The following is a 13,085-nucleotide window of genomic DNA, read 5'->3' on the forward strand; positions in this document are numbered from 1 at the left end:
CAGAGAGAGACGAAAAGATGGCAATCATTCTCACCGACCAGGACGTCCGCCGGGCGACCGACGTCAAGGGTGTACTGAACGCGCTGGACGAGGCCTACCGGGAGGACCACGCCGGCAACACGGCGATCACCGAGCGGGTCAACCTCCGCTTCGAAGGGGGCTGGCTGCGGCTCATGGCCGCCGCGCTGCCGGGCCTCGGCGTGGTCGGTTACAAGGAGTTCCACCTGGTCGGCAGCACCGTCCGGTTCCAGGTCAACCTCTTCGACATCGGTACCGGTGAGTTCCTGGCCGCCGTGGACGGCAACCACCTCACCGTCCTGCGCACCGCCTCCACCGCCTGCCTGGCCGCCGCCAAGCTGGCGCCGAACGCCAGGAAGGTCGGCATCATCGGCTCCGGCGCCGAGGCACGCATGCAGGCCACCGTCATCAGCCAGTTGCTGGACCTGGAGCGGATCTCCGTACACAGCCCGCGCAAGGAGCGGCGCGACGGATTCGCCGCTGACCTCTCCGAGCGCCTCGGCGTGGAGATCGAACCGGTCGCGGACGGCGCCACCGCCGTGCAGGACGCCGACCTGATCCTGGTGGCGACCAACACCGGTGGCAACGGTCCGGCCTTCCACGCGGACTGGATCCCCGAGACCGTCCACATCAGCTCCACCGGCTCGACCCTGCCCGAGGAGCGGGAGCTGGACGCCGAGGTGTGGCGCGCGCCCGGACTCATCGTGGTGGACCGCTTGCAGGCACTGGAGGAGTCCGGCGACGCCATCGCCGCCGTCAAGGCCGGCACCCTGGACACCGGGCGGGTGATCACGCTCGCCGAGCTGTGCAGCCGTCCCGCCGACGCCCCCAGGCCGGCCCGCACGCTGTTCAAGTCCGTGGGCTCGCCGCTGCAGGACGTCGCGGTGGCCGCGTACGCCTACCGCAGCGCCAAGGCGCAGGGCCTGGGCACCGAGCTGGCGGGCTTCCCGTCCACCAAGGGCAGCGTCCCGGTCGTGGCAGGCGGTCGGAAGTGACGCTCAGCGGCGTGCCGCAGACGGTCGAGGTCAGCGAGGGCGTGTTCGCGTACGTCCAGCCGGACGGCAGCTGGTTCCTCAACAACACCGCCTTCCTGGTCGGCCGTCAGGGCGTCATCAGCATCGACACGTGTGCCACCGAGAGCCGTACGCGCGCCTACCTCGACGCGGTCGCCGGGGTGACCAGGGGGCCGATCCGCACCCTGGTGAACACCCATCACCACGCCGACCACACCTTCGGCAACTACCTGCTCCCCGGTGCCACGATCATCGGGCACGAGCAGGCGAGGGCCGAGGTGATGGCCTTCGGGCGGCCGTACAACCGGGGCGTGTGGAACGAGATCGATTTCGGCGAGTTCGAGCTGGCACCGCCGTTCCTCACCTACACCGACGGGGTGACGCTCTGGTCGGACGAACTGCGCTGCGACGTGCGGCACGTGGGGGGCCCGGCGCACACCACCAACGACTCGGTCGTCCACCTGCCGGACCGGTCCGTTCTGTTCGCGGGTGACCTGCTCTTCAAGGGCGGCGCGCCGTTCGTGCTGATGGGCTCGGTCAGCGGGGCGATCGAGGTGCTGGACAAGGTGGTTCGCCCGCTGGACGCGCAGACCATCGTGCCCGGCCACGGCCCGGTCTGCGGGCCCGAGGTGATCGACGAGGCGCTCGGCTACCTGCGCACCGTGCAGACGATCGCCCGCGAGGCCAAGGACGCCGGGTTGAGCCCGCTGGAGGCCGCCTTCGAGAGCGACCTCGGCGAGTACTACGAATGGCTGGACGTCGAGCGGATCGTCGGCAACCTGCACCGCGCGTACGCGGAGCTGGACGGTACCCCGCCCGGCGCCAGGATCGACACCGCTGCCGCCTACCGGGACATGGTCGTCTACAACGGCGGCAAGCCGCTCACCTGCCACGCCTGAGCCGGCATCACCCGGATCCGACTTTCTCTGCCCTCGGGAGGGGGATTCCCTTGACGCGACCCTGGCGGATAGCCGTCGTCGGCAGCGGCCCGCGCGGGCTGACCGTGACCGAGCGCCTGGTGGCCCGGCTCGGCGAGCAGCCCGGAGACCGGCCGGTGGAACTGCACCTGATCGACGCGGTGGAGGTGGGCTGCGGGCGGATCTACCGCACCGACCAGCCGGAGTGGTTCCTGATGAACACTCCGGTCGGCCTGATCTCCGCGTTCTCCGGAGCAGCGGACGACGGGCCGGCCCGGGCCGGGGCGGGGCCGACCTTCGCGCAGTGGTGGTCCGCCGGCGTCCCCGGCTACCCGGGGCCGGAGGGCTACGCACCCCGGGCGGTGTACGGCCGCTACCTGAGCTTCGCCCTGGACGCGATCGAGGCGGGCCTGCCGGCACACGTCCGGCTGACCCGCGTGCGCGCCGCCGTGACCGACCTCGAACCGCGCGGCGGCGGCTACCGCCTGACCATGGCCGGCGGGGGCCGCCTGGACGCGGACCGGGTGGTCCTGGTCACCGGCCACGCCGGGCCGGCGCCGGCGGAGCGGACCGAGCGGGAACTCCTCGACTTCGCCGCGGACCGCCCCGGTCTCGGCTGGATCCGGGGCGACTCGCCCGCCGAGATGTCCCTCGACGCCATCCCGGCCGGCGCGGCCGTGGGCGTGCTGGGGCTCGGGCTGTCCTTCTACGACGTCATGGCCGCCCTCACGGTCGGCCGGGGCGGCCGGTTCACCGAGGAGGCGGACGGCGAGCTGGAGTACCGGCCCAGCGGTGCGGAGCCCGTCCTGCTGGCCGGTTCGCGCAGCGGGCTGCCGCTGCTGGCCAAGGGCGACAACAACCGGCCGCCCGGGTACTCCTTCAAGCCGGTCCTCTTCACCCCGGACCGGGTCCGCCGCCGGGCGGCCGGGCCGGTGCTGGACTTCACGGCCGACGTGCTGCCCTGGCTGACCGCCGAGGTCGACCTGGTCTACTACGCGACGGCGCTGCGCCACTCGCACGGGCCGGGCGCCGCCGAGGAGTTCACCGAGGAGGTGGCCCTCGCCGGCGCCGCCGGGCCGCCGGACGTCCGGGCGATCGCCGCCCGTCACGGCGCCGCCGGGTTGCCCCCGCTCGACCTGGAGGCGCAGGCCCGTCCGTTCGCCGGGCGGACCTTCCGCGGGCCCGAGGAGTTCGACCGCACGCTGGCCGCGCTGCTGCGCGAGAGCGTCCGGGAGGCCGAGCGCGGCAACACCGGGTCGCCGCTGATGGCCGCGCTCGACGTCGTCCGCGACACCCGCTGGGTGATGCGCGAGTGCGTCGACTTCGGCGGGCTCGACCCGGCTTCACACCGGGAGGCGTTCCTCGGCTCGTTCGTGCCGGTCAGCTCGGTGCTGGTGGCCGGGCCACCGCCGGTCCGGCTGCGGCAGGCGCTGGCGCTGATGGCGGCCGGCGTGCTCCGCGTGGTCGGCCCCGAGGTGCGGATCGCCGCCGATCCGGGCCTCGGCCGGTTCACCGTCTCCTCGCCCCGGGTGGCGGGCTCGGGAACGCCGGTCGACCACGTGGTCGACGCCCGCGTCCCGGTGCCGGACCTCGGCCGCGACCCGGCGGAGCTGACCCGGAACCTCCGGGGGCGCGGCCTGTGGACCGAGTTCGTCAACCGGGACGCGAAGCACGCCTTCCGCACCGGCGGGGTGGCGGTCACCACGGCCCCGTTCCACCCGGTGGACGGCGCGGGCCTGCCCGACACCGGCCTGTACGTCCTCGGGGTGCCCACCGAGAACACGCGCTGGTTCACCCAGGTCGGCTTCGGCCGCCCTGGCCCGTGGGGCGACTACGTCCGGGACGCCGACGCGATCGCGGCCCACGCGCTGTCCGGCGTCCGGCCGGGCGAGGAGCCGCCCGCGCGGGCGACTCCGGCCTTCCAGTAGACAGCACGTCGCGCGCGTGCCGCGGTGCGACCACGAGGAGAGACCGCATTGAGCGTCACACTGACCCTGCCCACCGCCTGGCAGCCCGAGCACACCGGCGGCGAACCCGCCGAGACCGCCGTCGAGTTCACCGATCTCGCCGACGGCCTGGCCGCACTGGCCGAGACCTGCGGGGCGACCGTCGGCGAGGTGTTGCTCGCCGCACACGTCAAGGTGCTCGGCATGCTGACCGAGGACCGGGGGCTGAGCACCGACGTCGCCCTTCCCGGGCACGGCCGGGCCGTCGCCGTCGAGGTGCACCGGGACGCCGAGACCTGGCGACTGTTGCTCCAGCACGTCGTCAAGGACCTGCGCTCCGGCGAGGAGAGCGCCGCAGCCTCCGCCGGTCGGGGCGCCACCCGCCCCGACCAGGTCCTGTTCGCCGCGGCCGCCGAGCCCGGAACGGCGTACGGACTGCTGGTCGCCCCCGAGGACGAACGGTTGCGGCTGACGGCCCGCGCCGGGGCCGTCGCGCCCGCCCGGTTCGCGGTCCTGGCGGCGATGTACCGGCTGGTGCTGGAGGCCATGGCCGCGGACCCCGACGGCGACGCCCTGGCCGCCCGGCTTCCGGCCGGGGAGCGGCAGCTGGTGCTGCACACCTGGGCGTCCGGTGACACGGTCGACCACGGAACGGACACGGTCGACGCGCTGATCCACGCCCAGGCCCGCCGCACCCCGGACGCGGTGGCCGTCCGCTCGGACCGGGGCGCACTGACCTTCCGCGAGCTGGACGAGCGGGCCAACCGGATCGCCCACCACCTGATGGACCTCGGCGCCGAGCCCGACACCCTGGTCGGGGTCTGCCTGCGCCGCGGCCCGGACCTGCTGCCGGCCTTCATCGGGGTGTGGCGCTCCGGCGCCGGCTACCTGCCGCTCGACCCGGACCTGCCGCCCGAGCGGCTCCGGCTGATGGTCGAGACCGCCGGCTGCGCGATGGTGGTCACCGAGACCGCGCAGCTGCCGCTGCTCGAACCGGTGGACGGCGTCCGGAGCGTGCTCGTGGACGAGGACCGGGCCGCGATCGAGGCCCAGCCGTCGAATCTCCCGGACACCCCGGCCGACCCGCACCGGCTCGCCTACGTCATCTACACCTCCGGCTCCACCGGCGCACCCAAGGGCGTGATGGTCGAACACCGGGGCCTGGCCAACTACCTGCTGTGGGCGGCGACCGCGTACGCCGGCCGGGGCACCGGCGGCTCCGCCGCCTTCTCCTCGATCTCCTTCGACCTCGGCATCCCGAACCTGTTCAGCCCGCTGCTCGCCGGTCAGCCGGTCCACCTCCTCCCGGACCCGCTGCCGATCGCTGACCTGGGCGAGCACCTGGTCGCCGGCGGGCCGTACAGCTTCCTGAAGATGACCCCCGGCCAGCTGGACCTGCTCAGCCTCGACCTCACCCCGGAGGAGACCCGGGACCTGGCCGGCATCGCGATCGCGGCCGGCGACGCCTTCACCGCCGACCTGGCCGGCCGCTGGATCGCGGCGGCCGGCCCCGACGGCACCGCCGTCGCGACCGAGTACGGCCCCACCGAGATCACCATCGGGAACTCCGGGTACGTCGTCACCGAGCCGCCGGGCAACGTCCTGGTGCCGCTCGGCAACCCGATCCCGAACACCACCATGTACGTCCTCACCGACCGGCTGGAGCCGCTCCCGGTCGGTGTCGCGGGCGAGGTCCACATCGGCGGCGCGGGCGTGGCACGCGGCTATCTGCACCGGCCCGAGCTGACCGAGGAGCGCTTCCTGCCCGACCCGTACGGCCCGCCCGGCGCGCGCCTCTACAAGACCGGCGACCGGGCCCGCTGGCTGCCGGACGGCTCGCTGGAGTTCCTCGGCCGGGTCGACCACCAGATCAAGATCCGCGGCTACCGGGTCGAGCCGGGGGAGATCCAGGAGCAGCTGCGCCACCACCCCGGCGTCGCCGAGGTCGTGGTGATCGCCGCCGACCCGGACGCCCGCACCCAGAGCCTGGCGGCCTTCGTGCTGCCCGAGACGGGGGCCGAGCCCGAGGCCGCGAGCCTGCGCGAGCACCTCGGCGGACGCCTGCCCGAGTACATGATCCCCACCAGCTTCGTGACGGTCGACCGCTTCCCGTTGACCGCCAACGGCAAGGTCGACGTCCGGCAGCTGCGAAGCCGACTTGAGCCGTGACGCTCCCGCACCTCCAGACGAGAGGCACCAGTGTGACCGCCATTGCACCCGAACCCGTGTCCGTGGACGCGATTCGCCTGGCACTCACCGCCGAGGAACGGGCCGTCCTGCGCCGCCTGGCCGAGGAGCTCGTCCGGACCCCGCCGGGCCTGCTCGACGACCCCGACTGGCTGGTCGAGGCCCGCCGGCTCAGCTGCCGGCTGCCGGTCCGGCTGATCGAGGCGCTGCGCGGCCTGCGACAGGACGCCGGGGCGGCCGGCATCCTCTCGATCGCCGGGCTGCCGGTGGACGAGAGCGCGCTGCCCGACACCCCGACGGTGAAGGACTCGGTCCAGCGGATCCCGGCGGTCCCCTCCGCGGCGGCGATGCTGCTGGCCCAGCAGCTCGGCGAGGTGATCGCCTACCGTGACGAGAAGCACGGCGCCCTGGTCCAGGACGTGGTCCCGGTCCGCTCGCTCGCCGGGTCGCAGAGCAACGCCGGCTCGGTCTCGCTGGAACTGCACAACGAGAACGCCTTCCACCCCTACCGCCCCGACCTGGTCGGCCTGCTGTGCCTGCGGGCCGACCGGGACGGCCGTGCCGGCACCCTGGTCTCCTCGATCCGCCAGGCGTTGCCGCTGCTCGACGAGGCGGACCTCGCCGTCCTCAACAGCCCCCGCTTCGTCACCGAGGCACCGCCGTCCTTCGGCTCGGGCGACGCCACGGCACCGCACCCGGTGCTCGGCGGCAACGTGCGGGACCCGGACATCCGGGTCGACTTCAACGCCACCACCGCGCTGGACGACGAGGCCGCCGAGGCCATGGAGCGGCTGGGCACGGTGCTGACCAAGGTCTCCTCCTCACTGACCCTGGCACCCGGCGAGCTGGTCTTCATCGACAACCGCCTGGTGGTGCACGGCCGTACCGACTTCACCCCGCGCTACGACGGCCGCGACCGCTGGCTGCACCGGGTGTACGTGCACCTCGACAGCAGGCGCAGCGCCGCCCACCGCAACGGTCGTGGCCCCGTGCTGATCTGACGGGCCATTTCGTGCCGGGGAAGGCCGGGAAACGGGATTTCCCCGGCCTCTTGCGGTCCTGGCCGTCACCTGTTCGCAGGCACCTGCTTTCTGCCCCCGAAGGTGCCGCAATCCACCGGTCGAGGGCCCTAGCGTTGTCAATCTGACGTCTCGAATGGAACCGGGCAATAGGAGGCGGATACGCCAGTCGCCCGGCGTGAGGAATTGGAGCTCAACTTTGTTCTCGCCCTCCGTCAGGCAGCAAGGCCTGTGGTTTCTGAGCCGGCAGGAAGGCTTGTCCCCGACCTACAACGTGCCGAGCGCGGTGCGGCTGGTGGGGGAACTGGACCGGGAGGCCCTCCGGCTCGCGCTGAGCGACGTGGTCGCCCGCCACGAGACCCTGCGAACGGTCTTCGAGGTCGTCGACGGCACCCTCTACCAACGGGTCCGCGACGTCGAGGACGGCGGGGTGGAGCTCCCGGTGACCGAGGCCGTCGAGGCGGGCGCCGCCGAAACCCTCGTCCGGCTCGGCCGGGTGCCGTTCGACCTCGCCAAGGACCTGCCGTTCCGGGCGCACCTCCTGGCCCTGGGCGAGCGGACGCACGTGCTGCTGCTGGTGGTCCACCACATCGCCACCGACGGCGCCTCGGAAGGGCCGCTCTTCCGCGACCTGGCCGCGGCCTACCGGGCACGGACCGAGGGCCGGGCCCCGGACTGGGAGCCGCTGCCGGTGCAGTACAGCGACTACGCCGCGTGGCAGCGCGACTTCCTCGGCACCCCCTCGGACCCGGCGAGCGAGGCCGCCAGACAGCTGGCCCACTGGCGGGAGGCCCTGGCCGGTCTGCCGGAGGAGGCGCTGATCCGGCCGGACCGCCCGCGGCCCGTCACCGCCTCGTACCAGGGGGTGGCGCACACCGTCAGCTGCTCCCGGCAGGTCCACTCCCGGCTGCTGGAGATCGCCCGGGAGACCGGGACGACGTTGTTCATGGTGGTCCAGGCGGCGACCGCCGTCCTGCTGTCGCGGACCGGGGCCGGCGAGGACGTTCCGATCGGCGTGCCGGTCGAGGGCCGCTCCGACGAGGCGCTGGAGGACTTGGTCGGCTTCTTCGTCAACACCGTCGTGCTGCGCACCAGCACCGCGGGCAACCCGTCCTTCCGCGCCCTGCTCCAGCGGGTCCGCGAGACCGACATCGCCGCCTGGGCCAACCAGGACGTCCCGCTCGACTGGGTCGTCGAGGAGCTCAACCCGGAGCGCTCCAGCAGCCGCAACCCGCTCTTCCAGGTGCTGCTGACCCTGGAGGACGCCGACACCCGGCCGCTCGAACTGCCCGGACTCACCGTCAGCGCCGAGCAAGTCCACATCGGGACGGCCAAGTTCGACCTCTCCATCGGCTTCGGCCGGCAGCGGACCGAACACGGCCTCCCGGACGAGCTCGCCGTCACGGTCGAGGGCAGTACCGACCTCTACGAGGAGGCGACGGTCCGTGCCGCCGCCGAGCGCCTGGCCCGGGTCCTGGAGGCGGTGGCGGCCGACCCCGACACGCCGATCCGGGAGATCGGGCTGCTGGACGCCGGCGAGCGCGAGCAGCTCCTCACGGAGTGGAGCGGCACTGTCGGGGCCGAGCCCACCACCACCCTGGTCGCGCTGTTCGAGGCGCAGGCCGCCGGCCGGCCCGACGCGATCGCCGTGGTGGACGGCGAGACCCGGGTCACCTACCGGGAGCTGAACGCCCGGGCCAACCGGCTGGCCAGGCTGTTGCGCACCCGGGGCGCCGGCCCCGAGGAGCGGGTCGCGGTGCTGCTCGACCGCTCCGCCGATCTGGCCGTCGCGCTGCTGGCGGTCCTCAAGACCGGCGCGGCCTACCTGCCGGTGGACCCGGCGTACCCGGCCGAGCGCATCGCGACCCTCTTCGAGGAGGCACGGCCCGCCCTGGTGGTCACGTCCGGGACGGCCTCGGCGTCCCTGCCGCCGCGGTTCGACGACGCCCCGGTCCTGCTCGGCGGCGGCGCCGTCGAAGCGGACCTCGCCGCCAGGGACGCGGCCGACCTGACCGACGCCGAGCGCACCACGCCGCTGCTCGCCGGGCACCCGGCATACGTGATCTACACCTCCGGCTCCACAGGTCGCCCCAAGGGCGTCACCATCGCGCACGGCAGTGTGGTCGCGATCCTGGAAGCCACCCGCGAGCAGTTCGCCTTCGGCGGCGACGACGTGTGGACCTGGTTCCACTCCTACGCCTTCGACGTGTCGGTGTGGGAGATGTGGGGCGCCTTCGCGCACGGCGGCACCCTGGTCAGCGTCCCGTACGAGGTGTCGCGCCTGCCGAAGGACTTCCTGGCCCTGGTGGCGAGGGAGCGGGTCACCGTGCTGTGCCAGACCCCCTCGGCCTTCTACCCGCTGATCCCGGAGGACGCCAGGAGCACCCCCGAACTGGCGTTGCGCGCCGTGATCTTCGCGGGGGAGGCGCTCGACTTCGCCCAGCTCTCTCCCTGGTACGACCGGCATCCGGACGACCGGGTGACGCTGGTCAACATGTACGGCATCACCGAGACCACCATCCACGCCACCTACCTGGCACTGGACGCGTCCACGGTGGCCGGCTCGGTCGGCCGGAGCCTGGTGGGCCTGCCGTTGGCGGGCCTGCGGATGTTCGTGCTGGACGATCGGCTGAGCCCGGTGCCGGTCGGTGTGGTCGGCGAACTGTACGTGGCAGGGCCACAGTTGGCGCGCGGCTACCTGAACCGTCCGGGCCTGACGGCGGAGCGCTTCGTGGCCTGCCCGTTCGAGGGCGCGGGCGAGCGGATGTACCGCAGCGGCGACCTGGTCCGCTGGAGCCCGGACGGCGGGCTGGACTACATCGGCCGGGCCGACGACCAGGTGAAGGTCCGCGGCTTCCGCATCGAACTGGGCGAGGTCCAGGCGGTGTTCACCCGCAACCCCCGGGTCCGCCAGGGCGCCGTCATCGTGCGCGAGGACGTACCCGGCGACAAGCGCCTGGTGGCCTACGCGGTGCCGGCGGACGACGGTGTGACGGCCGGCGAGCTGCACGAGAACCTGCGCGAGCAGCTGCCCGACTACATGGTCCCCAGTGTGATCATGGTCAGTGAGCTGCCGCTCACCCCGAACGGCAAGCTGGACCGCCGCGCGCTGCCGGCCTGGACCGCCACCGGCGGCGGAGTGCAGGCCGCCGGCACGCCGGTCGAGAAGGCGCTGTGCGCACTGATGGCCGAGATCCTCGGCGTCCCGGACGTCGGCGTCGGCGACAACTTCTTCAACCTCGGCGGCCACTCGCTGCTCGCCGTGATGTTCCTCGACCGGGTCAAGGACATCGCCGACATCGGCGGCGTCCCGCTGACCATCCGCGACCTGTACCGCTGGCCGACCGTGGCCCAGCTGGTCCAGCAGCTGACCAACCGCACCCGGGGCAACCCCATGGAGCCGGTCCTCACCATGCGCGAGGGCGTAGGCGAACCGCTGTTCATCCTGCCGGTGGCTTCCGGTCTGAGCTGGACCTACACGCCGATCCTGCCGCACATCGACGACGACCGCCCGGTGATCGGACTGCAGTCCACCCAGCTCGGGGACGGGGTGAAGCCGGCCTCCATGGCCGAGATGGCCGACGCCCACGTCGCGGCGATCCGCGAACTCCAGCCGCACGGGCCCTACCACCTGATGGGCTGCTCGTTCGGCGGAGTGCTGGCCCACCTGGTCGCCGTCCGGCTGGAGGCGGCGGGGGAGGAGGTCGCGACCCTCGCCCTGCTGGACGCCCGTCCGCTGCCGGAGGAGTTCCGGCCGGCCGAGGCGGACAGCCGCTGGGTGATGGAGGTCCTGCTGGGCCACCGCGCCGACGACCTGGCCGACCCGGCGAGCCACGAGGAGCTGGTCGACCTGCTCCGCGCGCACGACCCGGTGCTCGGCATGCTGGAGTGGAAGCAGGCCTCCAACGTCGCGGCCACCACCGTCGGCAACTGCGAGGCGTTCCTGCACTACCACGCCGAGGAGCGGTTCTCCGGCGACGTGCTGTTCTTCAACGCCACCCGCACCAGCGACCGTTCGGGCGCGCAGACGTGGGGAGCGCTGGTCGACGGCAAAATCCTGCAGTACGACCTCGACTGCGGGCACCTGGAGATCACCGACCGCGAGCCCCTGCGTGAGATCGGTCAGTTGATCGATGACCACCTGGCGCAGTGGTGAAGGCAGGAGGAAACCGAATGTCCACCAGTGTCACCCACCGGCGCAAGCCCGCCTCGGACGTCAACATCCTGGGCGTCTCGGCCGGATACCACGACTCGGCTGCCTGCCTGATCCGCAACGGCAAGCTGGTCGCCGCGGTCCAGGAGGAGCGGTTCACCCGGGTCAAGAACGACAAGTCGTTCCCCCGGAACGCGCTCCGCTACTGCCTCGACGAGGCCGGGCTGAGCCTCGCCGACGTCGACGCCATCGGTTACTACGAGGACCCGGTGCGCAAGCTGGGCCGCCAGATCTGGATGGGCCTGATGCCCGGCGTGCCGGCCAAGCGCCGCCGCGACATCCAGGACCGGATGACCAGGACCCCGCCGATCGACGTGCTCCGCACGGTGACCGGGTACGAGGGACCGGTCGAGATCGTCGACCACCACCTCTCGCACGCGGCGAGCAGCTACTACTTCTCCGGCTTCGACGAGGCGGCCATCCTCACCGTGGACGGCGTCGGCGACTGGCCGACGACCACCTACGGCTCGGGCAACGGGCACCTCGTGGAGCGCTTCGAGCAGGTGGACTTCCCGGACTCGCTGGGCTTCTTCTACAGCGCCGTCACCGGCTACCTGGGCTTCGAGGTCAACGAGGGCGAGTACAAGGTCATGGGCCTGGCCCCCTACGGGGAGCCCCGCTACGCCGACCGGATCCGCGACCTGGTCGAACCGGGCGAGGGCGGGCAGTACCGGCTCAACATGAAGTACTTCTCCTTCCTCTCGGAGGAGTCCATGTACTCGCCGGCGCTGGCCGAGCTGCTCGGGCGGCCGGCCCGGGTGCCCGAGTCCGAACTCCAGCCCTTCCACCTGGACGTGGCACGCAGCGTCCAGGTGGTGCTGGAGGACATCCTGCTGGAGAAGGTGCGGTACCTGCACGAGAAGGTGCCGAGCGAGAACCTCTGCATGGCCGGCGGTGTGGCGCTGAACGTGGTGGCGAACAGCCGCTGCCTGAAGGAGGGCCCGTTCAAGCGGCTGTTCGTGCAGCCGGCCGCCGGCGACGCGGGCGGCTCGATCGGGGCCGCCGCGGTGGCGCACGTACGGCTGACCGGTGAGCGGCCGGAACACAAACGCCAGGAGCACGTCTACCTGGGGCCCGCGAGCTCCGGCGACGAGGTGCACCGGCTGCTGAGGAACACCTCCGCGCGCTACCGGGACTTCCGGGGCAAGGAGGACCAGTTGATCACCCACGTGGCCCGGAAGCTGGCCCGGGGCAAGGTGGTCGGCTGGCTCCAGGGGAGGATGGAGTTCGGCCCGCGCTCGCTCGGCGCGCGTTCGATCCTGGCCGATCCCCGGGGCGCCGGGACGCGTGACCGGATCAACGAACTGGTGAAGCTGCGGGAGGCGTTCCGCCCGTTCGCGCCGGCCGTGCTGGAGTCCGAGGCGCAGAACCACTTCGACCTGGACCACCCCTCTCCGTTCATGCTGGAGACCCACCAGGTGACCTCCCCGATCGACCTGCCCTCCATCACGCACGTGGACGGCTCGGCGCGGATCCAGACCGTCAACGACGAGAGCAATCCGAGGTTCGCGAAGCTGCTGGGCGAATTCCACCGGCAGACCGGGTGCCCGATTCTGCTCAACACCTCCTTCAATGTGCGCGGTGAACCGATCGTGTGCACTCCGCTCGACGCGATCAGGTGTTTCGTGAGGAGCCAGATCGACCTTCTGGTGATCGAGGACTTCGTTCTGGATCGTTCGTCGATTCCGCTGCTGTGGGAGCTGGAGACCGCGATACCCGCGCCTCTGGCCGGCGAAGCGGTCGACCACCTCGTCTACACGCTCCTCTGAACA

The 13,085-nt window shown here is 72.4% G+C and carries 7 protein-coding genes and 1 pseudogene; all 8 read left to right on the forward strand.

Annotated elements, in window-relative coordinates; genetic code table 11:
* Positions 1-17: 17 nt before the first annotated feature.
* Entirely contained in the window at positions 18-1,013 is a 996-nt protein-coding gene (locus tag ACZ6NC_RS07475) for an ornithine cyclodeaminase family protein (protein WP_465729933.1), read from the forward strand.
* A gap of 11 nt (positions 1,014-1,024) precedes the next feature.
* Positions 1,025-1,930, forward strand: coding sequence for an MBL fold metallo-hydrolase (locus ACZ6NC_RS07480; RefSeq protein ID WP_465729935.1), 906 nt, complete (start codon positions 1,025-1,027; stop codon positions 1,928-1,930).
* Between the two features lie 50 nt (positions 1,931-1,980).
* Positions 1,981-3,876 carry an FAD/NAD(P)-binding protein gene (locus ACZ6NC_RS07485; RefSeq protein WP_465729937.1) on the forward strand — a complete coding sequence of 632 codons (1,896 nt, stop codon included), beginning with the start codon at positions 1,981-1,983 and terminating at the stop codon, positions 3,874-3,876.
* A 564-nt stretch (positions 3,877-4,440) separates the two neighbouring features.
* Positions 4,441-5,787 (forward strand): annotated as a pseudogene (locus ACZ6NC_RS07490) (amino acid adenylation domain-containing protein); the annotation flags it as partial.
* 12 nt (positions 5,788-5,799) lie between these two features.
* A complete protein-coding gene (locus tag ACZ6NC_RS07495) occupies positions 5,800-6,063 on the forward strand; it encodes an AMP-binding enzyme (protein ID WP_465730228.1) in 264 nt (87 codons plus the stop codon).
* 62 nt (positions 6,064-6,125) lie between these two features.
* The gene (locus tag ACZ6NC_RS07500) at positions 6,126-7,082 is read left to right on the forward strand and encodes a TauD/TfdA family dioxygenase (RefSeq protein WP_465729939.1); all 957 of its coding nucleotides are present in this window, start codon (positions 6,126-6,128) and stop codon (positions 7,080-7,082) included.
* Between the two features lie 274 nt (positions 7,083-7,356).
* Positions 7,357-11,256, forward strand: coding sequence for a non-ribosomal peptide synthetase (locus ACZ6NC_RS07505; protein ID WP_465729941.1), 3,900 nt, complete (start codon positions 7,357-7,359; stop codon positions 11,254-11,256).
* Positions 11,257-11,273: 17 nt separating this feature from the next.
* Complete coding sequence (locus ACZ6NC_RS07510; RefSeq protein WP_465729943.1) at positions 11,274-13,082, forward strand: carbamoyltransferase family protein; 1,809 nt, start codon at positions 11,274-11,276, stop codon at positions 13,080-13,082.
* The last annotated feature ends 3 nt before the right edge of the window (positions 13,083-13,085 follow it).

It is taken from the genome of Kitasatospora sp. NPDC041988 (genome assembly GCF_055588525.1).

Bases quoted from the DNA above. Each gene is read 5' to 3' on its own strand.
- ACZ6NC_RS07475 (WP_465729933.1), top strand. From the start codon at position 18: ATGGCAATCATTCTCACCGACCAGGACGTCCGCCGGGCGACCGACGTC.
- ACZ6NC_RS07510 (WP_465729943.1), top strand. From the start codon at position 11,274: ATGTCCACCAGTGTCACCCACCGGCGCAAGCCCGCCTCGGACGTCAAC.